Origin of the sequence: Vibrio tubiashii ATCC 19109 (genome assembly GCF_000772105.1) — a bacterium.
Taxonomy (GTDB): Bacteria; Pseudomonadota; Gammaproteobacteria; order Enterobacterales; family Vibrionaceae; genus Vibrio; species Vibrio tubiashii.
In genome coordinates this window covers 33475-58029 of record NZ_CP009356.1, presented here as the reverse complement: position 1 = coordinate 58029, position 24555 = coordinate 33475, and the positions used below count along the sequence as shown (strand labels likewise).

21 protein-coding genes and 1 pseudogene are annotated in these 24555 nt (G+C 48.0%); 5 read left to right on the top strand and 17 right to left on the bottom strand.

The features are described 5' to 3' along the window. From tpx to IX91_RS23385, 4 genes are all read right to left on the bottom strand, one after another. The gene (tpx, locus tag IX91_RS23400; protein WP_004744241.1) at positions 1–501 is read right to left on the bottom strand and encodes a thiol peroxidase; all 501 of its coding nucleotides are present in this window, start codon (positions 499–501) and stop codon (positions 1–3) included. Positions 502–661: 160 nt separating this feature from the next. Continuing rightward, positions 662–1150 (bottom strand): hypothetical protein, encoded by a 489-nt coding sequence (locus IX91_RS23395; RefSeq protein ID WP_004744242.1) that lies wholly within the window; start codon positions 1148–1150, stop codon positions 662–664. Continuing rightward, positions 1134–1958 (bottom strand): winged helix-turn-helix domain-containing protein, encoded by an 825-nt coding sequence (locus IX91_RS23390; protein WP_004744243.1) that lies wholly within the window; start codon positions 1956–1958, stop codon positions 1134–1136. Before IX91_RS23390 ends, IX91_RS23395 begins: the two co-directional genes overlap by 17 nt. Positions 1959–2088: 130 nt before the next feature. Next, positions 2089–3504 (bottom strand): EAL domain-containing protein, encoded by a 1416-nt coding sequence (locus IX91_RS23385; RefSeq protein ID WP_230300142.1) that lies wholly within the window; start codon positions 3502–3504, stop codon positions 2089–2091. 459 nt (positions 3505–3963) lie between these two features. Between IX91_RS23385 and IX91_RS23380 the strand changes: the two genes are divergently transcribed. The 5 genes and pseudogenes from IX91_RS23380 to IX91_RS23360 all read left to right on the top strand — a co-directional run bounded on the left by IX91_RS23380 (position 3964) and on the right by IX91_RS23360 (position 7636). Further along, positions 3964–4686 carry a winged helix-turn-helix domain-containing protein gene (locus IX91_RS23380; RefSeq protein ID WP_004744245.1) on the top strand — a complete coding sequence of 241 codons (723 nt, stop codon included), beginning with the start codon at positions 3964–3966 and terminating at the stop codon, positions 4684–4686. Next, positions 4661–5175, top strand: a pseudogene (locus IX91_RS23375) (hypothetical protein). The gene IX91_RS23380 and the pseudogene IX91_RS23375 overlap by 26 nt, the downstream one beginning before the upstream one ends. A gap of 38 nt (positions 5176–5213) precedes the next feature. Beyond that, a complete protein-coding gene (locus IX91_RS23370) occupies positions 5214–5978 on the top strand; it encodes a winged helix-turn-helix domain-containing protein (protein ID WP_004744247.1) in 765 nt (254 codons plus the stop codon). Further along, positions 5962–6444 (top strand): hypothetical protein, encoded by a 483-nt coding sequence (locus IX91_RS23365; RefSeq protein WP_004744248.1) that lies wholly within the window; start codon positions 5962–5964, stop codon positions 6442–6444. The genes IX91_RS23370 and IX91_RS23365 overlap by 17 nt, the downstream gene beginning before the upstream one ends. Before the next feature lie 211 nt (positions 6445–6655). Further along, the gene (locus tag IX91_RS23360) at positions 6656–7636 is read left to right on the top strand and encodes a GlxA family transcriptional regulator (RefSeq protein WP_004744249.1); all 981 of its coding nucleotides are present in this window, start codon (positions 6656–6658) and stop codon (positions 7634–7636) included. 33 nt (positions 7637–7669) lie between these two features. On the opposite strand, the gene IX91_RS23355 is transcribed toward IX91_RS23360, so the two are convergent. The 13 genes from IX91_RS23355 to IX91_RS23295 all read right to left on the bottom strand — a co-directional run bounded on the left by IX91_RS23355 (position 7670) and on the right by IX91_RS23295 (position 24552). After that, a complete protein-coding gene (locus tag IX91_RS23355) occupies positions 7670–7966 on the bottom strand; it encodes a PAAR domain-containing protein (RefSeq protein WP_004744250.1) in 297 nt (98 codons plus the stop codon). 9 nt (positions 7967–7975) lie between these two features. Then, on the bottom strand, positions 7976–8539 hold the full coding sequence (locus tag IX91_RS23350; protein ID WP_004744251.1) for a DUF6931 family protein: 564 nt from the start codon (positions 8537–8539) through the stop codon (positions 7976–7978). After that, a complete protein-coding gene (locus tag IX91_RS23345; RefSeq protein WP_004749510.1) occupies positions 8539–10530 on the bottom strand; it encodes a type VI secretion system Vgr family protein in 1992 nt (663 codons plus the stop codon). The genes IX91_RS23350 and IX91_RS23345 overlap by 1 nt, the downstream gene beginning before the upstream one ends. 68 nt (positions 10531–10598) lie before the next feature. After that, positions 10599–12500, bottom strand: coding sequence for a hypothetical protein (locus tag IX91_RS23340; RefSeq protein WP_004749511.1), 1902 nt, complete (start codon positions 12498–12500; stop codon positions 10599–10601). Next, positions 12466–13158: a protein kinase domain-containing protein gene (locus IX91_RS23335; RefSeq protein WP_004744255.1), complete on the bottom strand. Its 693-nt coding sequence runs from the start codon at positions 13156–13158 to the stop codon at positions 12466–12468. Before IX91_RS23335 ends, IX91_RS23340 begins: the two co-directional genes overlap by 35 nt. Positions 13159–13160: 2 nt before the next feature. Then, positions 13161–16610: a type VI secretion system membrane subunit TssM gene (tssM, locus tag IX91_RS23330; protein ID WP_004744256.1), complete on the bottom strand. Its 3450-nt coding sequence runs from the start codon at positions 16608–16610 to the stop codon at positions 13161–13163. A 1-nt stretch (position 16611) separates the two neighbouring features. Further along, positions 16612–17757: a type IVB secretion system protein IcmH/DotU gene (gene icmH, locus IX91_RS23325; protein WP_004744257.1), complete on the bottom strand. Its 1146-nt coding sequence runs from the start codon at positions 17755–17757 to the stop codon at positions 16612–16614. 7 nt (positions 17758–17764) lie between these two features. Next, positions 17765–19081, bottom strand: a complete 1317-nt coding sequence (gene tssK / locus IX91_RS23320) for a type VI secretion system baseplate subunit TssK (RefSeq protein WP_004744258.1) — start codon at positions 19079–19081, stop codon at positions 17765–17767. Further along, a complete protein-coding gene (gene tssJ / locus IX91_RS23315) occupies positions 19081–19548 on the bottom strand; it encodes a type VI secretion system lipoprotein TssJ (protein WP_004744259.1) in 468 nt (155 codons plus the stop codon). The genes tssK and tssJ overlap by 1 nt, the downstream gene beginning before the upstream one ends. Further along, positions 19548–20492, bottom strand: a complete 945-nt coding sequence (locus tag IX91_RS23310) for a type VI secretion system-associated FHA domain protein (RefSeq protein ID WP_004744260.1) — start codon at positions 20490–20492, stop codon at positions 19548–19550. The genes tssJ and IX91_RS23310 overlap by 1 nt, the downstream gene beginning before the upstream one ends. A 33-nt stretch (positions 20493–20525) precedes the next feature. After that, entirely contained in the window at positions 20526–21221 is a 696-nt protein-coding gene (locus IX91_RS23305) for a substrate-binding periplasmic protein (protein ID WP_004744261.1), read from the bottom strand. Then, positions 21218–22357 (bottom strand): ABC transporter substrate binding protein, encoded by a 1140-nt coding sequence (locus IX91_RS23300; protein WP_004744262.1) that lies wholly within the window; start codon positions 22355–22357, stop codon positions 21218–21220. The genes IX91_RS23305 and IX91_RS23300 overlap by 4 nt, the downstream gene beginning before the upstream one ends. Next, positions 22354–24552, bottom strand: coding sequence for an MFS transporter (locus IX91_RS23295; RefSeq protein WP_004744263.1), 2199 nt, complete (start codon positions 24550–24552; stop codon positions 22354–22356). The genes IX91_RS23300 and IX91_RS23295 overlap by 4 nt, the downstream gene beginning before the upstream one ends. Between the last annotated feature and the right edge of the window lie 3 nt (positions 24553–24555).

Here is a 24555-nt window from a genome sequence, read left to right as displayed (position 1 = left end):
TTATCCCTGAATAGCGCGTACGGCGGCAGAATAATCCGGCTCTTCGCTGATTTCCTTAACCAATTCAGCGTGCAAGATGTGACCTTCTTCATCCAAAACCACAACAGCACGTGACGTCAGGCCTCTCAGAGCCCCCTCACTTAGCGCAACACCGTAGTCAGCGGCAAATGTCGGCGAGCGAAAACACGATGCAATCACCACATTGCTGAGCTTCTCTTCATCAACGAAACGAGCAAGCGCAAACGGTAAATCCGCAGAAACGCAAACCACTTCTGCCCCTTGCAGTGAATCGGCTACGGTATTAAACGCTCGTACACTGTTTGCACACGTTGGCGTATCCACACTTGGGAAGATATTGAGAATGATGCGTTTCCCTTTAAATCTTTCTAACCCAAAATCGTTCAACTCCTTATCGCAAAGAGTGAAATTCGGTGCCATTTGTCCAGCAGTAACAAACTCACCAGCCAGTTGAACTGGATTACCTAAGAAAGTGACTAACATGATTACCTCTCGTTTTTAGTTTTTTAGTTTTGTCTTCGCCGTCAAAAAATAACGAACGAAGCCCGCACTGTTCCAAAAACGCCGTTCATCGACAAATGAACTAATCTAAACATTTGTGAATCAGACAGAGTTAGTCAATAAGGTATTGATTAAAAGGCAATTATGCTTTTCTTCGGAGCATACACTTTACGCCACCTTCTAGCAGTTTGGTGTAACATAGGACGCGCGCATTACTGTAGATAACTTGAATAACTTCATTACTCAAACGCCGAAGCGCATGCGCTTCGACCTCTATATAATTGTTCTCCGCGACTAGGCCTTCAGGCATCGAGAAGTCAGAAAACAGCATCAGGTTGTTGCTGTAAAAATCCGCATAATAGCTGAAGTACAAATCGCGATCCTCGCCATAGATAGATCGACTAGAAAACGAGCGTTTGTTGAAAAATAGGCGATAAAACAACGTATGATAGTCTTCGTAAAAAGTCACATCACCGTTCATTTTGACGTTAACATTATTACTGTAGTAAAGGTGGGTGTTCGCCCCTTTCATAAAGGAAGGAACGTCTCGATATTTTAATCCTGCATTAACCAGCGCAGTCACAGTGACCATAAGTGCGAGGCGCTTTAGCCACTTATCGACAGAGGTCATTGATCATCCCTCCGATAAAGTAAAAGCTTTCCTGCAATGAAAAAGTAAAATTCTTTACGTCATCGGCGCCCGTGTGGTCATTAAGATAGAGACAGGATACGTAGTAATTACTTACTCCGGTAGAAATCACCAAATCAAGGGGTTGTTGGTAGCCCGTTAATCGCTTTTCCGAACTTAAATAATGATATAGTTTTTCGCTCGCAGGCTCTCGCTGGTACAGAAAATTTACCGACGCCCTTTTAACATTCACCCAATCATCAACTTGGAGGTTCCAATCGAAGCTTAATCGATTGACGATCCCACTCAGTTGCGCCACAAACAACATCATCAACAAAAGTAACAATAGCCACTTTACTTTCCTGTTAAAGGTGGGGGTTCTTACAGAGAGTTGGGGCAGATTGTGCACACTCGGCCGGAGAACATGTTCGCCTTCACCATCCGATGCACCGGGCTCAATCTCCCACTCAGAGTCCGCCATTTCCACGACATTGTCGTACAGTAAGTAGCCCTGAGAGGGCAACGTTTTGATGTATTTTTGCTCCTTCCCGTTGTCCCCCAACGCTAACCTTATCTGCGCAATGCTCTGCGTCAAACTGGCATCAGAAACCACTCGCTCGCCCCAGGCTGATTTGAGGATCTCTCGTTTGGACACCACTTGTCCTTTATTTTCAATCAAAACTTCCAAGACTCTGCAGTCCGGTCCCTTCAGCTTGGTAGCTTGTCGCGTTTTTACGTTGACCAATTGTTCTCTGGCAAACGGGTACAACTGCCAAAGCGCATTGCACTGCGATCGTATCTGTACATTCAAATTAATTACCTATCTACAATAGCCGACGACGCCCTCCCTCCCTGAAGACGTCAGCTTGCTCAGCGTGAATGACGCATCACTGCGACTCTCTACGCCAAAACGGGCAAATCTTGTTAAGCGCTATTCTTCCTTAACCATTTAGCGTCAAGTCACCTTTCATCCTCTTAGGACGCGAGAACAAATACCCTTGTAGGTAAACGTGAGACTTCTTCGGTAAGAACTTCATCTGTGACGCTTCTTCGACCCCTTCAATGATCAATCCAACACCAATGCGCTCGCACAACTTAACCATAAATTTCAGTGTTTCACTGGCCGTCACATTGGTTTCACTGTCTTTAACCAGAGACTTATCAAGCTTAATGAAGTCGAAATATTTTTTGGACAACAAGGCAAAATTTGAATAACCACTACCAAAATCATCAATTGCAAATCGGAAGCCGGCTTGTTTCAGCGCTAAGAGATTGTCGCGGGTGTGCTTTCTTTCAAAGAAATCGCAGTATTCCACAATCTCAAAAATAATCTTACTGCGCAGCTCAGGGAAGTTTTCAGTGGCCGACATCACGTCAGCATAGAAATCCATCATGCTCAGATCCGAGTTACTGATGTTGATACTGATATCGGGAAAATTGTGCTCTGGGTTACTGATGAAACTGACGACTTTCTTAATGATCATTAAAGTCAATGAGTAGTGCAGAGGAGGCTCTTGCGCGACCAATGGCATAAACACCCCTGGACCGCCATACTCACTCCGCTTCCAACGCAATAGCACCTCAGCAGCGTAGACTTGCGAAGTGTTTAAGCTATAGCATATCGGTTGATGATAGAGCTCAAATTGATCCCCACCCTGACGAACGTCTTGATGCAAGGCGTGTATCGTGGCACGTTTCATCAAATTTAGGCTGTAGTCCTTATCACGATAGATGTACAACCCATCCGCCTGTTTTAGTGATTGAGAGACACCAAAGGCTATGCGTCGGAAAATTCGGTCTTTGGACTGATGCAAATCTCTGCTAGAGATGTCCATACTGGCAATGGCATATTCAAACGGAAGCACTTTACCTTTGATGGTTTTTTCTGAAGGCAAAGTACGCTTCAGCAATTGCTGCTGCTCAAGGATTTGCTCATGTTGCCAAACGGAATTCTTCGTAAAAATGAGCACAATGTACTTGTCTTCAAACAAGCCAATAATGCTCGGTGAAAGTGTTTTGCTCAACGTGTTATGCAGTTCCGATTTAATGGCATTAGCAGTTCTCTGATCAAAAAAGCGGTAGTAATCAGGAGTACGACCTACGCAGATAATATGTATCACACTTTGTATGTTTTCTTTTCTCTCGTAGATTTTGCAAAACTTGTCTTGAATGTAATTGATGTTTGGGAGTTTATTCTCCTCACAGAAAAAATGTTTCGCTTTCTGTTTTTGCTGCTCTCGTTTGAGTCGTTGCATAAAAAACGACGTGGTTTCTTTTTCGCGGATAACGCGATGAGCGAGAACGATACATAATGTTGCAAGTAGACCAAAAATAATAAACGGTCCTGATATAGACAAAAATTCCAAGTGTCCCCCAAAATGGCAATGGTCAGCAAAACCTGCTGCCCTCATAACTTGACGTGAGTATTTCTATTATTCTTCTTCACGTCATTTCGAATTTAGCGACCTTCAACGAACGTTCTTATCAATAGCAACGCGCACGAGCGCCTCTCCTCACTCAATTGGTAGGAAAAACGGCGTAAATAACATTATTGTCAGCATTGATCAGTGAAATCTAAGATATAGATGACTCTTTTCAGTGATTACTCGAGTTATTATTTGCTAGGTTATCCGCAAAATAGTACTTGCGGGATTACAAACTCCTCATATACTGCTGTTATAATGTAATAGTATATAGGCAGTAGGCGGGCAATTATGTCGGTCGCCACCCTCAAAAGCGACCACCAAATAGGACATATTACCGAGTCAAATCAGCCACATATTGTTGGTGATGATGAACGAGATTGAGCAACACTGATGTGGGAATTTAGGCCTCAAAACGAAATTCAGCTTCGTGATAGGGAAACGGGACAAGAAAAACGATTAACGCACTCTGAATGTCAGATGCTGACATTGCTCATTGCCAATGCCGATCGCGTCGTGAGTAAAGAAGAAATACACCGCTTTGTGTGGAAAGAGAAATTCGTCTCCGACACCAGTATCACCAATACCATCGCTTCACTGAGAAAAGCTCTAGACGATAACGTTGAGGAGCAACGTATTATCCGTACCGCACCAAAGTTAGGCTATTTTATGGTCGGGAACATGATCACATTGGTCGATGAATTGCCAAATGTTGCCGACCCTAAATCCGAACAAATCCTCAGCGCTGATTCGTTTCGAAATTGGCAGGTAGGTGTGTGTGTGTTTCTCCTTGTCGTTAATCTCGCCTTGTTTTGGTTTCTCTTTGTGCCTCCCAAGCAAGCACAAGCCATTGATGTGCTCAAACTGACCACAGAAAACAACGCCTTTTTTGTTGAGTACAATGATCCTCATACACAACAGTTAATGGATGCCTTAGCAGGGCAAGCGTTGCCCAAGAACGTGGACTTCTATATCTCCTCTAATGGAACCCGTATTTACGTCAGTTGTGTCCGTCGTGAAGCAAAAACAACTGAGCGGAAAAGTGTCAACTTCTCCATCGATATTGAACGCCCAATCGAGATCATCCGTGATGAAGTATTACAAGAATGCCAATAAGTTTTTTCTCATCAGTGTTTGCGTTCTGCTGCTTATGCTACCGCTTCAATTAGTCGTTAATACCCATCTAGCGATACCCACATTTGCGCTCAACCCACACACGACCATCAAAAAGACCATTTTAACTTATGGTGTCGAGCCGGCCGACAAGATCGCGAGAAATCTCGATTATCAGCTCATTCCCTATGTCTTCAACCGATTTATTTTGCTGACCACGATTCACTTTGACAGTGGTGAAAAACTAAAAACTCAGTTTTTGATCACCTTTTGGCCTCAAGCTTTGTATTCGATTAAGTACATCAATCAGCTCGTTGAAGCCGACGAAACAAAGTACTTCGATCCCCCGAACAACACGTACTGTTTGATGGTGGGGATGAGGCATTCCAAGTGTTAGAACAAAGTGACTCCCTCTATTGCTATATCCAGTTGTCAAACCAATCCGTCCAGTGTGTAGACATTGGTTTAAAAGACGAACGATTGGCAATGTAGTGTTTCGCCAAGAACAAATAATACTGAATGAAGGAAAAATGTGGACCTTTAACCCAACCGAAAGAAGACAACTGGTTAACAACCAAACTCAAGAGAGTCGCAAGCTAAAATCGACAGACTGCCAGATCCTCAAACTTTTGGTGGAAAACTCTGGTCAAGTGGTGTCGAAAGACAAACTAAATCATAGCGCCTGGCCAGAGAGAGTGGTCGCCCCCGCTAACCTGCCGCAAGCCATCGCTCAACTCCGCTTAGCTCTTGGGGATACAGGCCGCGAGCAACAGTTTATCAAAACCGTTCCAAAACAAGGCTACCTGCTGGTTGAGGGCGTCGTTACCTTTGCGGAAACTTTCTCTGACAACACTCAGGAGCTTCTCCCTCACACACCAGGTTCGGTCTCACCAACAGTCAGTGCAACGAACGTCCCCCCTGCGCGAACCAAGCTCGCGACGAAGCTGACAATAACCAGTTTATCGATACTCCTCGTGTTTGCCTTATCGTGGTTAATTCGTATTCTCTACATTGATGCCTTCACTGCCCGACAAATTTGGCAGCAAAGAACTTATCTCGGCATCACGTATTTTTTCCCAAACACTGACATCGGTACACAAGAGTATGAGGCCATCAAAGACACCTACCCCGAAAATGTCTTGATGATTTATCTTTCTGAGAACCCTGAGCAACACTACGTCTCTTGTGTCTACACTTCCTCAACACTTCGTGAACGCAGCACACAAAACTTGAGCTTCAGTCGAGATTACTCGACTTCCCAACGTAAGGAGGCCATTCGTGAATTATGCCAGTAAATGGATTGTTGCTCTCATTGTGACCAACCTCAGTGTGTTTGCCATAATTGGCGTTCTCAACGCAAAACATCACCCCGCGTTCCTGACGGGGCGTTACAATACGCTCATGTTTGCACACGGTTCGACCTACAGCTCGTCAGGAATTGAAGCATTCAAGCAATTTTATACTGTCGATCAAAACTGGTACGGACGGCACGATCTCCATTCCAGCTTTCTCTCACAGGGTGACAAAAAAACACTCAAGCTCTACTCATCAGTCTATTTTTGGGGAGACAACTTGTTTTCTACCAGCAGCCCTTCTTACTCCAAAGATTACACTCCCAGTGTCGAGCCTGACGTCACTGAAGCTCATTTAATTGACCAGCCAGTTCAGCAGTTCTTCCAAACCCTCTACCAAGACAGGTATAACTTTTGTTATGTCAGTTTACTTACTAGCAGCGTTCAGTGCATAACGGCAGACCAATAAATTAGAGTAATTAACCTAATTCTTTCAACATAAATCGTTATAACCACTTTTGTTTAAATTAATATCATTATTTATCAGACACTTAAAATTGTTATTTAAAATCACTATGAAATGACATGAACCGATAATTTCGCATTTGTTCATTAGGATTCTGACCGAATTGGCGACATAGTATGGCCATATCAGACACCGCAACTTGGTCAGAAATGTCATGCTTACTCCATTACAGCCTTTGAGAATTACAGCGTTATTACTAGAAGGAATGCCAACTACGGCGATCTCTGGACCGCTCGAAATGCTCACTATTGCCGCTCAATTGGCCGGACACCCAGCGCCTGAGATCAGCTACGTTTCTCCTCACCAAGGTCCAATAGCGTCGTTCGCTGGTTTTACACTGTCAAACATCACGCATTGGCCAACGGTCAACGATGCAGACATCGTTTTGATTGGCTCTTGTGGAGAGCCCGATTCTAGAAGTTACCAGTTACCGGATGACATGAAACAATGGCTAAAAAAGCAAATCGCTCAATGTAAATATGTCATCTGTATGTGTACCGGAGCGTTTCTTTTGGCAGAACTGGGGGTTTTAAACCGACGCAGTGCCACCACGCATTGGGTCCAAGTCGAGCGTTTCCGCCATCTCTATCCGGACGTCAAGCTCATGCCGCATCGCAATGTCACCCATGACGGGCCTTTTATTTGCACCTCGGGCATTCGCGAATATTATGAAGCAACAATCTTATTGATTGATGCCTTATTCGGTGCTGCCCATCGCGAAAAATGCGAACAATTCATGGGAGGCAATTTTTCGAACCAGCCCCTATGTTTAACCAGTTTTGCCCAATACCGTCAACACAGTGATGAACTGATCCATGGGTTGCAGGATTGGATGCATGATGCAGAGCCCAGCGCCCTATCTGTTGCCCTGTGTGCAGAAAAGAGTTTTCTCAGCGAACGACAAATGAAACGTCGTTTTAAAGCAGCAACTGGAGAATCTCCCATGAATTACATTCAGCGAATTCGTATCGCGATTGCAAGAGAAAAACTGGAGACCACCAAGTTAAATATCGATCAAATTTGCCAGCAAGTCGGGTACAGCGATACGAATCATTTCCGGCTGTTATTTCGCAAGTTCCATGAAATGACGCCAACGCAGTATCGTAAAGTCACCCAGCTATGCGCGAGCGCATAGTGACAAAGACTTAGTTAAGATGCCCATGGCTGCTTAGCCCCCCACTAAGACCGTGGGCATCCCCATCACTATGGTTCCACCATGTGCAGTCAGGTCGCCCATTCTTGCTGCGGGCTTATTGTTCACTAAAACCGTTGCGCTGCCTTTTACCACGCTGTCAGGTGGACCCACGCAAACACACATTTGACCAAGTGTCGCTACCGGGAGGTTACCCACCAATACCGTACTCGGCATCGGTAGTAGTGGCCCTCCCACATGTGGGATCGGTACAACAGCGGGGGTTTGCATTGGACACACATGCATGTCCGTCGCTCTAGCGGCTGGTAACATGACTCTCTCCTAGCGTTTTCCATTCCCACCTGAAGCAATGTTCAGGCCCATGTCGATAAATTCATGGTATCGTGATTGTGCGTGCTCACCATCAGGGAGAACCGCGCAAAGATTGACGCTTCCTGCTACCGCTTGAGCATACAGATACGGAGGCGGGGGCACTACAGGATCCTCTGGTTTAATCATACTACCACCACTCCAGAATGCCGCTTGAGCTACCCATCCAGCGCCGGTATCTAAGCCCGCTTTGTCGATCATTTGCTCAGCAAATCGGCGACTGGTTTCATCCGGCGTATGCACCCAAGCACGCGCAGCGCGTACGGCATTGGTTTCATCTTCATTCCAATCCATACGTGTGTCAGCGCAACACACCGCCCACCACACTGATTCGCGTATTGGTAAGGCATGAGCAATGAACATGACAGCATCAGAAAACAGTGCCCTGTGCGTCGCCTCAGCAATCAACTTTGCGGGCGCAATAGGGGCCGTCGCCAGTTCTAATATTTCCGGACTCGGCTCATAGGCACGAAAGATCTCTTGAACATCATCATGAGGAATTTTAATTAATGTCATCAGTTTACCTTAGCAATCGCCCCTTGTATTTGTACCATTGCTCCCGCTTTTACCTGAGTACTCAGACTACCGTTAATCGAAACAAGGCTGCCTTTAAGATCGGCTTTGCCCTGTGCTTCTAAAGCCAACATCGTGGCCTTAACTTCCGCCTTCGATTTCCCCGCAATCGAGACTTGCGGAGCATCAATCTTTATCCCGCTCGCACTGATTTCTATTTTGCTTCCACCGACACTGAGTTCAATTTTACTCTTACCCGTAATAGAGACCTGTTGACCGTCAACAGAAACGTTCGACTTTGCCTCAAGAGCAATATTGGACGCCGCTTTTAGTGCCAAGTCTTGACCACTATCGCCCGTCCAGTTTTGTTTGGTTTTAGCCACCAGCGTTTGCTCTGTTTCTATCGTGATCCCTTCTTTGGCTGCCATAGCGACCGTCTTTTCCACCTGAGTCGTTTTTGAGCCTTTAATCGAGGTTAGGCCATCGTTTGTCACCTCAATCTCAAAATCTTTTTCGGCATGCAAATACACGTGCTCTTTGTCTTTTTGGTCATCAAAACGCAGTTCATTGCCCTGTTTACTGCTGCCGTTTGGCGTAGTTCGAGTTTTGATGCCACTTTGAGTCGCAGAGCTGTATGGAGGGGCACTATTCTGGTGATAAAGCGAGCCCGTGATCACAGGACGATCCGGATCGCCATCAATATATTGAACGAGGACTTCGTCGCCCACGCGAGGCGTGAATTGCGCTCCGAACCCCTTACTGGCCAAGCTTTGAGACACTGGCAACCAGCACGAACTATTCTCGTCCTCCTTGCCATTGCGGTCCCAATGAAACTGGACTTTCACACCACCCAATTTGTTGCGATAGATCTCCTCGCCACTAGGACCGGTCACCGTGGCGGTATGCAAACTGTGTACACGCGGTTTTGTCGGTATTTCTGGTCGATAAGTCACCGAAGCCGGAATGCAGGTAAACTGATTGCGATACGTTAGGTCGCTGCGGGACTCTTCACTTGCAATTTGATACGTAATCTTAGTCACCAGATATTCTTGGTTCATAGATTTCAATGGATGCTCGCTGAGAGTAAATTTAGACCCACACACCAACGCAGTAATGGTCGACGACGCTTGCGATGCCAATTTGTCGCAATCTAACGCCTCCATCTGACGTTTGGCGGCGTCACGCGCTTCTGCTTTTGAATCATGACCATAAGCATAGCCTTGTCGTGATAATGTTTTTAGTGACGCTTCGCTGGCGGTCTGACGTTCGCCGCTATCAAAAACATCCCCTTTCGCCTGATGATGGTCAGCAAAAGACACGGTCGACGTACCCACACGGCGCAAATCACTCCAATGGCTGATCATACGATTCGATTCACGCGCTCCCACTTGATAACTCAGTGTTGGCGCCGCGATCTTTTTAAAACGCTGGTTGGTATCCCCGACGCAGACCAAGGGCTTACCCGATGAGTGCTGAATGTGAAAATGCCACCCCTCACTGGCGAACAAACGCTGAATAAAGGCTTGATCCGACTCATCCAGTTGGACACAATATTCGTGTTTTTTTCCGCTGCCAGACACATTAAAACGAAAAAAACCTTTTAAGTCGGCTTGCCTAAGTATGTCTTCAACAATCTGCTTTGTCGTCATGTTTTGAAAGATTTGACGACTGCCGCGATGCGCGAGAATAGAAAGCGGATCAACCATTTCTAATTGATAAAAGTATTGCTGTTTTTCTTTGCTGAACCCTGTGAACTGGATTGAGTTACATAACCCCGTGTAGTGAAACTTCTCTTCTGCTTGTGAATAGATCACCCGCACTGCTTTACCGAGGTTTTTCACATTCACTTCTGCACTGGCGACCAGCGAGAGAACAAACCTAGATCCAAGCGACACAGTCTCATCTCCGGTGAGATGAGTGACGATGTAATCCTCATTGTCCGATAACGTCGCAATAAGTGGGCGAGATTGATGTTGTATTGTGTTACTGCTCATATGTACTTTAAACCACTGATTCAATCATAGTTAGGCGGACATCCATTTCCGCCATCACAGGTCTGCGATTAAGCCGTATGAGGCTGAACCGCGAGCAACCCTGCAGGAGACGACCCCGCCTTACGGCGTATCGCGTTAGCCCTTTTGAGTCGCTTACCCTTCTTCGAGAAAGCTTTCTCAGCCTCTTTCTCCCGCTTCGCGTTAGCCTGAACTTCTCGAGCATCATTATCGATATCAATAGCAGCTTGCAGAACGTCGTCGTCATCCATGTGCAAGTGATCTGTCACGCCCAATGTCTTTAAGTATTGATCAAGCACGTGTTGATTGGGACGAGAGATCTCGTCATGTATCGTAGTAACCTCATTTTGAGTCGATACATTGGTGAAGGTCGGGATCCGCCACAGTTCTTCAGCCAATGTTCGATATTCCAGATCAAGATTGGTCATTGCCGTCCTAATGTTGTCTTGACATCGACTAACAGCAATTTGATTGACCTGTCGGTTGTATTGAATGTTGGTGATTCGCTTGGTTTGTTGTGAATGAAGACGATGACCTAATTTGTCCCAGAGAAGGATTTTCACCAGCATAGGGTTCACCATGGTACCAAAATCCACACTGCTACCGACACCAACCGTCGCCCCAGCTCCCGCTTTAAAGCTAATATCGCCTGAGCTCTTTACAATGGTTTCAACCGCAGCCGACACGCCGATGCCTGCCGAAACGGAGCCCGTCACACTCGCCCCCGCCATTTTAATGCCGCGCGCTTTAAACGAAATGGAGCTGCTGCCTGTGGCTTTCACCCCCGCAAATGCGCTCGCTCCCGCCTTAAATTTGATTATCTCATCAGACGCAAAATAGTTTGCCGTGTTCGCCGTCGCGACAAACTCGGCCTTGACGTTTGCTCCTGCAAACAAGTCCGCCTCGTTTTTCATCTCCATGAAGTCACCAATAGTGAGTTCATGTTCAAACTTTAACTTCAACCCAGCCTGTGCCGCTAAGGAAACATTGACTTCGAGGTCAATGCCTGGAATCAACTGCATCGTTTCAAATGAGTCGTCGCTCGCGTCTTCCTTTTTGTTAACTTCCACCCCTTGGCCTGGCGTGTAATCTTGTGTGTATTTGGTCGACGCTAGTTTACGCCCAGCCTCTTCACCAACCTTTTTGTCACGAAAACCGGCCGACCCACCTTGCCCAAACTTAGCATGTATATTTTCCTTAAAGCCGGCACGCGCACCGACCTCCATCGCAAGATTGATTTTGTTGCGCATTTTGCCAAAATCCCAGACCTTTTCGTACGCAAATTTATACTCCGCAAACACGTCGGCCGCGATATCGATTTCAGGTCCGCCCTCCTTCACTGAGCCTTCTGCTTTACTTGAGGTCCCCACATGCTTTTGAAACAGCTCGTTTAAAGCGGGCCACAGCTCATCATTTTGCTTTAGATGACCGTTGTAGGCATCCACTAAGGCCCCCACTTGGGCATCCAGCAGTTCAACTTTAAGCACGCCAAGCTCGCCCGAAGCCAGAATACTGTTGCTAGAACGCTCAAGAACGCGATTCTTGTTGTAAAGCATTTGAGAGAAAGTACGGTTGATCAATTTGGAACGTACTGATTCCGTTGGCGAACGGTGCGGCTTCACGACCCGCACCAAACTGCCGTACCTTTTGGTAACGCGCTGTACAAAAAAATCCCACACCGGGTGCTTCGCTACTTCGGCTGCGCTATAGGCGCTAGCCTTACCACCGGATGTTCGATACAGTTCGGCTTCCACCTCCGAGTACACCAGATCAATGGCTTTTTCTAAAAACGGCAAAGCGCGCTGCGATTTCTTACACACCGAATACAGATTTGTTAACCAATTTTCAATGGCAATCGCACACCCCAAATTGTCGTTTAGTTCCCCACTGCTGCTCTTAATTGTTGAGACATCAAAGTCAAGATTCTCGGTCGCAAGCTTTTTCTTTTTCATACACTTTCCTATCGCTGATTCGCGTACATAAACGCTGTGCTAAGCGCTCCAATTCTGTACGTCTTGTATAGTCACGCGCCAACGGCATGACTTGCTCGATGATTTTGTTAAGCGAATACCAGTCGTCTCTCGCCTCGACCCGCCCCTCTCCATTGAGCTGTGCCGACGAAGCAAACATGGGGGTTCCTTGCCAGTGACGAAATGTTTCACGGCGGGTGCCCATGCGATGACTGGCACCAAAATCAATCAAGCGCACTTGATGATTCTTAGGCGCATAGAGCAGGTTCGATGGTTTAATATCGCCGTGCACCCACCCTCGGTGGTGACAGTGCTCAATGGCCGAAATAATACGTGGCAATATGGCAATAAACGTCGGAAGATCCGCTGAGGTAAACTGGCTTAGCGTGACGGCGCACGGGTCATACGACAGTCGTAAAATTCCATGAGACCAGTCGACGCCTAACACCTCTTGAACGCACGCTCCCTGACAATCAATCAAGGCCGAGTATTCCCGCGCCAGCTCGGCTGGCGCGGTAAACTGCTTGATATACTCGTGGGGTGTCTCATGACAGTACCGAGTTTGGTGCCCGGCGGGCACTCGGAGAGCATTACGATTAACGAACGCGCTTCCTTGATTTATCGCCCTTTCCATTGGCATGTTTACAACTGCTTAGGCAAAGCGAATTGTGAAAACACCGCCTTGTCCAAGCTCTGATTGGAGTCTCTCAATGAGAACTCCAGACCAATCTGGTTACCATCAAGGTCATAATTCAGAGTCCGCACCAATCGACTGGTGGTTGCACGACTGCTTCGACTAAACATGGCTCGAAACAGAGCCCACTGACCCGTAAAGGATTGCCCGGCCAGACGATTGTCTCCGTTGAAAAACTCAGCGCTAAGATGATCGTCACCGCCGAGCGAAGGCCACGTCACATCACGCCATACCCGTGGACCATGTCGGTAGCTAAAGAGCGTTTGGGCATCTCGTAAACGAAACTCCGTGACATCTGTACTCATTGATTGAGCTTTTAAGCCAATCGTTAATGCCATTTCTCCCCCAGATGATCCGAAGAAGATACGCGTAATTTGTCGCGTTCTTTCGAGCTGCACTCGTGTCGAATCACTGATCGGTAAGGTCAATCCATCCACTTCATTGATTTTCAGGCGCCCATTATCCCAATACACGAACGGCTTAAGAAATTGGTCAATGTACTGGTCAACCCGGCCACTGGGTTTAAAAAAGGCACTGAAATCATCTAAGTTCACCTCACCCCGGCCATGCTGAGCGAATGGGAAACGCCCTTCAATCGCCGCCGCGTAAAATTGATAGACTTGTTCGTCCCACTGAGTGTTCAAATAGTCAGCACTTCCTTGCACTACTTGTCCCCAGACCTGTTCGCTGATGCTTTGCACCCAACTTGCAACCTGGCTTGGTGCTTGGCTGCCCGCTAAACGAAACTTCACGATCGGATCACGACTTCCCTGAGCATGAGCCAGTGCATATTCATGAAATGCTTTGCCCGGATTAGCATTCGTCAACGCCGTATCATAGAAACTGGTCAACTCCGTCACCGCAACAATCAGCTCATCATGAGGGGTCGCCCCTTTTCCGCTGCCGTTGACAAACTGAGAGAACGGTAAAAAGGCTTCATTCACCACAAACGATGGCTGGAGTCTAAGTAGCTTGTCGCCTACCGCGCGATTGATTTTGTTGGCTTTGTTGAGCACTTTCTTGGCTTTTTTCAGCCCCAACTGACTGGCTACCCGTTTTTGTCCTTTGGTATCTGGTTGCTCTTCAACCGCAAGTGTTGTGTTGACGACCACCGCTTCCATGACATCCAGCAATGGGCTGCTGGCCGGTGTCCTCACATTGCGCAGGACGTAATTTAGCTCCGCGGCATCGGCAAAAGGCTTCACCTCAATGTTATTGACCATTTCTTTCCAGTAATAGACATAGTCGGCAAAGTACAACCTTTGGATCTGCTTACTCAGTTCCGTGAGTTCCACGACAGAGGCCCCGGACATGTCGCCCTGGATCGCTTTGAACTCTCCCATCAGCTCTCTCAACAGAGGAGATTTAGCCGTCAAGTCAAGCTTGCCGTACCCTTGCTTGGTAAAAACCTCTGGTACTAAGTAGCCATGGAAACCGGTAGAGAACGTAAACAGGCTATCGAACTTTTCACCCAGTTGTCGGCGCAGATCCACCTGTGTGCGGTATTGGGGCATGCTTTTAATCCGCGCATAGATCAAACGTTCGGGCGACAACCCTTCCAAATTATTGGTCGCAACGGCGATCAGCTCTTGATTTGGCACTAACTGTTGGTCGTAATCGCCACTGAACAAATCTTCGATGAGCAGAGAGAGTTGAGCCAACTCATCTGAAGATAATTCCCCCTGATCTTTCAGAATATCCACTAGATACGCTTGCAGCTCTTCTATGTTGAGCTGGTCGCGGTCAAACAACATTTGGTAGTAACGCAAAATTTCAAAGATTCGGCTTGGATTACCCAAATTGACGTATACATACAACTCGCTACTGATCAATTCTTCTAACTTCGGTAACAAGATTTGATGAAGCTGTTTTTCGTACGTTTTGTAGATGGTCTCTGCCGTTTCACCTTGCTTGATACTGACGAGCTTATGCCAAGGTTTAGGTTGGATACCAGCAATCACAACGTCGCCCAACTCAACCAAGACCGCCACCAAATCAGACATTGAATAGTCTTGGCTTAATGCTTGGATATCCGACTGGTAGAAACGAATCTGAGAGATAGCCGCACTGCGCCAGTTTTCATCCGCCGTCCAGTTATCCCTTAACTTCAGGCCTCCAATCACCATTAACGCCATGATTGAGACCAAGATCGCTGAACGAAAAGCCAAATATCCCGCATGTCGCCACTCGTTGACGCCCACCAGATTTTTCTCTGGAAGTATGACTTTACTGAAGATTCGCTGCGTAAAGTAGCCACGACGACTCGGTTGCTGCTCTTTGGTCTCGAGGCGATTGAACTCTCCGCGCTCCGCGACAGAGTGAGTTAACAAGTCATGCTTGATGCCTTTTTGCCCCGATGACATTAAATAAGCGCCACGGAGCCAAACCGCTTCACGCACACGGTTCTCTCGACCGATCTCGCTCAGAAGCTCATTGATCCGCTCAAACACAATTCTCAACTGATAAGGCCAAGCGAGTATCGCTTCCGCCTTGTCCACATTGGCATTATTGAGTTGTTCAAACTGTTGCAAGGCCAGCGCCTCAATCAGCTTGTGACTCTGTTGCTCAAAGTCATGTTTGTCATAGCGGCGTGACACATCATAGTCACAAGTAATGCCGAAAGGGTTTTCAGAATCACAAGCGGTAAAGCCTTCAAAGAAATCGATGAAATCCGCAATGCCATCGGCTTTAGAAAAAGCCATATAGACGGGCAGAACCAGATCCAGTGCCCCTCCCATTGATAAAATGGCTTCCTGGTAGATCGCCGCTAACTTTGAACGTTCTTTATTGTCCGTTACGACCAAACGCTCACAACCAATCACCGTTAGGATCCCATTAAGACCTTGGCGAGGACGATACTTTAAAAGCTGTTTGGCAAGAACGCCCCACAACGCTTCGTCGATGCCTTCACTGTCGAATATGCGATGACCAACTTCGACGACAACCGCGTGATCATTGCTCCAAAAGCGCAGGTACTGCTCGGTATCACTGTCGTGCTCGGTGCGTTCATTGATCGGTTCAAACCCATTTTGAAGCAAGACCGAACTTTTGGCGTCTTGCTCACCTCCGAGCACCAAGTACCAAGGGAGACGGTATAAACTGTCAAGCTTGTTGCGCCCTTGCCCCAGTATTTTTTTGACCGCCAGACGAAACAGCTGTTCGATCACTCTGGTGTCTTGCTTCAATAAGACCGACTGATCGTGCTCTTCTGACGTCGTTTTAGACTTTGCCCGCTGGCGCCACCAGTAGATCACCGTCACACTCATAATTACCGCGGTAAGGCTCAGCGCGACCCACTTGATCCAAGCCGGCTGTTCATCAGGTAACCACAACCAAAGTGCAAGCGTCCCCATCAGCGCACTCATCACCACAAATATTGACAATATCTTTTTACCCATCTTACTTCTGCGCTCTTTTGATTGTGGCGTTTAATCCAAAACGAACATTTAGCTCATTCTTCAACTTACGTATGGTTTTGAGGTCTTCACCTGCATCCAGATACAGCTCGATACCATGCTCGCTTTCCCGCGTGAATGACTCATACCCCGCTTGGTTAAGCTCAGACGACAACCGAAGGGCATCACTTGGTCGAGAGAACACCGCTAAGATGATCTCCCATTCCAATGCTGCGACTTGCTCTTCCTTTTTCTCGCCTTGGAGATCAGGGGTGTCGCTCACTCGACCTAAATCATCATCCGTACTCAAATACACCAAATCACTGTTGGATTTCTTGAAACTGACGCCCGACATGTCGATGGCTGAAAACTGTGTCAGCAGCGGTTGACTGCGGCTGTGGTACCAATATTCTGTAAAGCCATACGCACACCCAAGAAGCAAAAACGTGACCGCCATCGTTTTCGCCATACTGATCATTAGCCACGGCTGTTTCCCTTCCTTTAGCACTGGCGTTTGAGGCACAGGCATTGGCGTTTCAGAGCGATAGTGGCGAATTAATCCGTAAGCTCGGGCAGTGATGTCATAAAGTTGACTATCATCGCCATGGCGATAGCGTCCTTTGAAACCCAATGACAGTAAGACATACTGCAACTCAATGAAGTCCACCAGTTTGCCTGGTTGCTGACTCGCTTTTTCCAGCAACACAAAGAAAGCTTCGCCACCGTTGCGCTGTGAAAAAACTTTGCTCAACAAAGAGTGGTTTTCCCATCGAGCCCGGTCCCCCCACGTGGTATACAGCACGGCTTCATCAAAAGCGGCGCAGAGTACAAAACAGCTTTTCTCAATCACACTTGGGTGATAATCCAAGTGCAAACCCCGTAAACGAAACGCCTCGATCGCCCCTAACAGCTGTTGGCGAAAGCGGTTGATATCTCTCGGAGCGCCTTGACGACGTATGGTGACGAGTATACCGAGCAGCTCGGTCGCCGCATTCATTAAAGGACTCCCGTAGACCGTCAGTCCTTCGATTAATCGTTCGGTCCCTGAAGTATCGACATTTGGGGCTTCTCTTCGCTCCCGTATTTGAGGTTGTTCGCTCGCCGTACGTTGAAGGCGAACCGTTGGCTCTTCGTTGAATAATCCCGCCATCTCACACCTACCTAATCACATGGAAGTCGACACGAATGTCATCGATTCGTTCGTCGATATGTAACGCGATTGCCTCGTCTCGCTTGACAAGGGTTTGCCACAAGTCCGACTTAGTGTCGACTTCGAAATAGGCAGCATCGTTCAACGATTTAAGCTCCGACGGAGCATACGGCAAATGACGTAATGGAATGCCAGACAGCGCATTACGCACCAACCCTGCGATATCACTGTTGCCGGCTAACTTAGCAGCGCGAGGGAACTCTTCACCCAAGCGAGTCGCCCCAATAGACGACGACACCACCATGATAAATCGACCTTCATGATACAGGCTGCGATCGTCCACTATGGTGCGCAGCAAACGACGACTAACAAACAGTTGCTTGTCCCAAGCTAAGGTGGAAACATTGTCAATTTGCACTTCGCGTAACAAGACTAAGAGCTCGGAGAACACCGTCGAAAACACCGCGTAGAGATCGTCTGGGTTCCAAGCAGGAAAAGATTTTGGCATCTTACCTTCAAGCCCTTGCATCTGACCGGCCATCGACACACATTCTAGGTACAGGTGTCGCGTCAATAACGTAGGATCGAGATGCCACTGTTCAAGTTTCGGCATCCAACTCCCCAACACCTGTAGCCATAGATAGTCACGCATCAAAGATTGGTAACTTTTGCTGTTTGCCTCTGCCTGAAGGCGGGCATGAATGGCGCGCGAACGGTACTGAACCTGTGCAAACACATCCGCGATACAATCAGACAAATAAGTCGAGACCCCAAAATGCAAACACTGGGGAACAAAGGCTTGATTGAGCACAACCGCACCCTCAGACTTATGCTCACTGATTTCCGCGATGGCCAACAAGACAAAGTCCTCAAGCTCATCCCCTTCAAGCTTGAGTTGTATATTCAAAATGGCCAATTCCAACGCGGCGGGATCACTTTGCTCTCGGCTTGTGTCATACACAGGATGTTCCAGAGCACGGTGCCTTAATCTGGCGTCCTCGCCCACATCTACGGCGCCTGGTCGGGTAACCGGAAGCGCCAAATACACTTTTTTGTGATGGGTGTTTTTAGGCACATCAACGACCAGCGCTTGATCAACCACAAAAGGGGTACCATCTGGGAATATCCCTTTAGCACGGCGCACAGAGACTTTGCCAATATTGAGCATTGAACGATCTAACTCGAGGTGCGTAACACCGAAGCACTTCGGGCTGACTTGACCTGCAAACTCACGCGTGAAGTTCTCAACATAGCGCTCTTGCTGCTGGAAGTGCTGGGGCGATAAAAACATCCCCTCACTCCATACAACTTTATTGTTGTCCATTATTCTTCTTCCCCAGACACCGTAAGATTGATGCCATCTACTTCTATGTTGATTGCCGCCGAATGGACAATAACAGGTTGATAAATCACCTTATTTTTTGCTTCGCGATAATCAGCGAACCCCGCAATGACACCGATGAATTGAACGCCGGCCCCCAATGGAATAACCTCCTGACGCGATTCACCTGGCAACAAGCTTGGTAATTGACGCACAACCGCTAGCTCAGACTTTAAGATCCCCTGATCGTCGTCATAGATTTGAATAAAATCCGCTTGCTCAAACGCATTGCGTTTGGTGAGTTGGTACACTCGCAGCTCCACTGGAGAAGGTTTACCTTCTGCATTCGGGTTAATGTTTGTTGCCGCCGACAGATTAACGACCAACCTTGGTTGCCCTAAGTCCTCACTCCATAAACTGCAGCCAGACAACCACAGCGCCAGCAGCGGTACCCAAAATCGAATATTCATCACTTTTCCCCTTCTAAATTTCTCTGAAGACGCAGCGCCTCTCGAAAGTACGCTTGAAACTTCACTTGCCAGTCACGATTGTCGACCTGACGATGAAAGTAATGTTTGTACATCTCCCAATACTTAGGCTTGCGAGACCAAAACCCGTTACCAGACAGCTCATCAAACATGCTCTCCATGGCAGTTGGTGAAATGTCTGACAACAAACGGGTCAACGCCATTTCTAAGGCTTTGTCAGTTCGGTCTTGGGAGCGTTGGTCATGATGTTGCAATTCCGCTAACGCATAGGCTGTAGGGCGAACAGACGTGCCGAGATCCGGATGACGAGCAGCAGACACCTCCGACGGTGGGAAGATCGCCCTGACCTCAGCCTCGGCAAGCGGGTCCTCATCCGCAGATTGAAACTCAAGATCTAACGACGCCGCCGCCTGTTGAGGAGGAGGGACATGGGCGACAAACGGATCGTCATCAACCACATCCAACGTGGAGATCACGACCTCCGGTTCATCCACTTCTTCAGTTGGGATCTCACCAACGATAGGAGTCTCTTGACTAAACGGGTCGTCTCCAAAAGGGGAATGACGCTCCGCTCCCAATCCAGATTTCACAACAGCAAGATCAGGAACAAAACACGACACCAGTAGGCGGTAACGACCGATATCCAGCACGTCTCCATCGCTAAGAGTCGATTGGTTTCCATTCCCTAATGGCTTGTCAGATCCATTGATAAACAACCCGTTGGTACTGTTGTCGGCAATTTGGTACCCACGCGAATTCTTGCGAATGATCGCATGCGTTCCCGAAATTTCCCGACTGGCATCACTGAGCTGCAATGTGTTCCCGAAAGCACGACCGATATCACCACCGTCTTCAGGAAAGGCTTGATTCCACTCGGCAATGCTTTCACCGTCCGGAGAACTGATTATTCTGATTGATAGAGGCATATAATTGACCTGTCATTAAATCCATATTGAACGCTAACGGCACTGTTCGGCCGCGTCATTAAACTCCGCCAGAAAACGGGGATATCGCTTGATAAAGGCTTTGGAAAAGTACACCCCCAAAGACTGGGACTGAACACGAGTACGGGATATGGCTCGGTAGCTAACGCCCATTTTTTTGATGGTTTCGTCGATCACGGCGTCATTTCCTAAGATGGCACCGACTTCGCCGTTGAGCAGTAACTCAATCAACGCTTTAGGGGTTCTTGGTTTTTTACTGACGCGATAGCCGTTTTTCTGTAACCAAAACCATTTGTTCGAGCCAAACAACGCCGCCACCTTGATTTGAGACTTGAACATCGCACTGTCGACCTCCGTCGAATCCGACAGAGAAAACCAACTCCAATTCTGCTCTTCCAAAGGTGCGGAATACTCAGCATACTCATCGCGTTTGCTGTTGTGTGAAGCCAAGAAAAAACCATGTTGAGACCCAACTTCAGTCATCAGTTGCGCGCGGTCCCATTTGGTCATGGTCAGTTGATAGGGCTGATCCAGATGGCGCATTACGCATTTTACTTTATCGATCCCTGGGCCTTTCATTACCCCGTTCTCTTGATACTGGTAGGGAAACCACTCTTGCGTTGCGAGCAGTAAACGGTCTGGTCGACTGAACGCCCACGCCGATTGACTGCTACTTCCAATGATTAGCAGCAGAAATAGAACGATTCTCATGGTGTATGCTCCTCCATGCTCATGCCCGCAGAGCGCACAACACTGCCATCACTGGCGTAGATGTCACTCGCCATTTCGAGCAAAACGAATGGTACAGGGGTGTTGACTCGCTCAGCTTGTTTAAAACTGATCGCAATATCAGGGGGGGACAGGAGTCCAACAGGTAAAGAATGAGGCTTTACCCCTTCGTTCAGAATGCGAAGACCATAGAGCGCCGCTTGATGTGCGTTGTTTTCAAACCCGACACCAACCGACATTAACGCACTTTGCGCACTGGCATTGACCGCATCCGGTACTGCCGTCAGCAAAGGTAAACGCTGCGAATACTGGTTTATCTCATCAATCCGACTGAGCAAACTCGAACTGCCAGTTAACCAAAGCAGTGAACGCTCAAACGTATCATCACCAACTCGCATGGCTTGCGTTTGCGCTGCCATGCTTTCTTCTAGCGTTTGTCCGGGTTGGGTTTCATCCACTTCAATAGGAAAAACTCGCACACCTTGCTTTTCTGCTTCCATTTTCAGTGGTAGGTACTGAGTCAAGTAAGCACTGGTGTTGGTTTTGGCATACAGCACACCAATTTGCGTCAAGCTTGGTCGGAAACGACGTAAGAAGTTAAGCGTGATATCCGCTGGCAAGTTTAAAGATGTATACGCAAAGTTGTTTCCACTGCTTTGGTAGTTGTCTGTCAGCCCCATCAAGACAGGATCTTTGGCATTAACTGAGATCACCGGCAGTTTTCCGCCCGAATAAACCTCATGAAGCGACACCGTCGCCCGCGATCCCACGCTGTAAATCAGAGCCGCCTCGCGTTCCGCCGCATGCGTCCACGTTCGCAACTGCTGCTGAGTCGCTGGCAATAAGAACACTCGAAATGAGACATTAGGCATCTCGCGACGAAAGACTTTGAGCATGGTGGAGAGGGCCACATCGTAAGAGTCCGCTTTGCGTGAAATAAGCACCCAGACACGCGGACGTTCTGCGCGCGGCGCGAACACAACGTCCCCCTCTTGAGCCTTTATTTCCCACTCCACCGAATGATTGTCTCTGAGCGGTTCTCCCAACCACTGAGGCCATTTCGCCTGAACGAACGATGACATCGTCACCCACAGCAAAACTCCCATCAACCTCTTCATGACTGCCCCTCCATGCTTGGCGTTCGATCAAGAAGCCACATCGTCGCCCCGGCGAAACCAAAGAAGATCGATAGGGTGAAAAACGCCCAAGTGTGTCCCAAATGAGTCAGCAGTGCTCCAACAACAATGGATCCCAAAACATGTCCGAGTCGCTCAAGGAAGCGATACGTTGACGCGACTGAGTTCGCGTTCGCGCCCTGAGTCGACGTCACTACGTGCGTCACAACTGGGGCGTTGATCAATCCGTGGGAAATCCCCATGACTAACATCGCAAACGTGGCAAGTAAAACCAGATACGTTATGTCTTCAAAACGGAAAGAAAAAGACAACAAAATAAGTGAGACAGCACCGACGCCACTGCCAAGACACAGCGCCCATTTCGCCGAGCCTACTCGGTCTATCATCGGTGACACCTTGCCGCTAACAAATAACACGGAAAAAGCGTACGCCATCAATACTTGACCGATGCTCTCTCGCTCTACGCCGGCATTCGATAACAAGATAGGTACGGCAAAAAACACGACACCTGTGAGCATCATTTTGGTCGGGATCCCTACCAGCAACATTGTGCGCATAAACGAAGGGACTCGCATCAGTGCTGACGCATCTTTGACCATGGCGGTGAAGTTTTCTTTTAACGTCCCCTGCTTTGTGGCTTGCATCGCCATCGAAGGGAGAGTCAACGCGAACAGATACATTAACCCCCCAACAAACACCGCCAACATGAAGATGCCCTGAACCCCCACAGTGTCCGCCAAGAGCGCACCAATTGCGGCGCCTGAAATAAAGCCCGCATTAAAGCAAAACACGATAATACCGGCGGCTTGCGTTTTGTTGCTTTGATCGCTGCAGCGCAAGATATACCCTTGCACAGCAATGAAGATCGTGGCTTGACCCACCCCTGAAATCAAACGAGCCACGAGCACCGTCATCAATTGAGAGTCATACGCCAAAAGTAAGCAACCCAGCGACGACAGTATGATCCCTGACCCCAACACTTTGCGGATATCCCACACTTCGAGTAATCGCGCCACCGGCAGTAATGTCGCAGCAAATCCAACGAAGTACAGGGTGAAAAAGTACGAGGACCAACTTTCACTCGCGCCACTCTCCACCGCTATCTGCGTCAAATATTGCGGCAATACGGGCGCCATCAATGACTCCATCAATACCGTCACAAGCAACAAAGGTTTCACTTTTGCTAACACGGCCTCATTGTCAGATTGTGCCTTGGAGTGACAAAGCAAACGCACAAATGCAAAGCAGATGAACGCACACCCAGCGAACAAGATCGCAAAGTTTTTCAGCGTTTTCAGGAGTTGAGCCAGCAATGCCTTGGGATCAAAGGCCACCGTAACTTGGCTGCCTTTGGTATCCTCCACAAGAAACGCAGCCATACTCTCCACAGCCATGGAATCGGCGCGAGCCTGACTTTTGGCGATCATCGTATTCCCTTGCGACACGGAGATGGATGAAACTTCAGGATTGGACTGACGAAAACTGTCCAACATTCGATCAATACCGCTGACTTGCTCGTACCCAATTCCAGCACTCAATACAGGCGCTAATCGCTGCGTTACGATGTTGGCCATGGAGTCGGCTTTGTTCTCCAAACCCGACTTATACAGAGCCCCCACCATTAAAAATACACTCGTGGACATTGCCAAAAACACCCCGCCAAATGCGGTAAAGTAGATCTTAGGATTGGCACTTCGAAGCACAAAAAACACAAACGCGGCGGTCAAAAAGAGCACCAACCCCAGCATGGGTTTGAAGTGCCCATCAATTGTCTTGGCAATCTCATGATCACTGAGCATCACTTCCAATGCTCCCACCTGGGTAAACTTGTTGTTCAAAGGGATGCTGACCAAGCTTCCGAGCATGCTTTCATCGGTATAGCGATACAATTCTTGTTGTCCCGAGATCACGCGGATATCGACCACTGACGAATCGGCATCTGCGATGGGAGCCAACACTTTTTCTAACCCCGCAATGTCAGGCAGCGGGACCCCAGAGTTCAGCACTTGCTCTATACCGATTCTGGCCGCTTCCGTTTGGGCTAGAATGGCGTCTCGGCTTTGTTGTTGATAGCTTTTCAATGCCTGGGCATAGCCCACGACGAAGATCAACATCAGTGACAACAGGACCAATAACGCCCCAAGCATCAAGCGACTGTATTGCTTAAACGTGTTCAACCA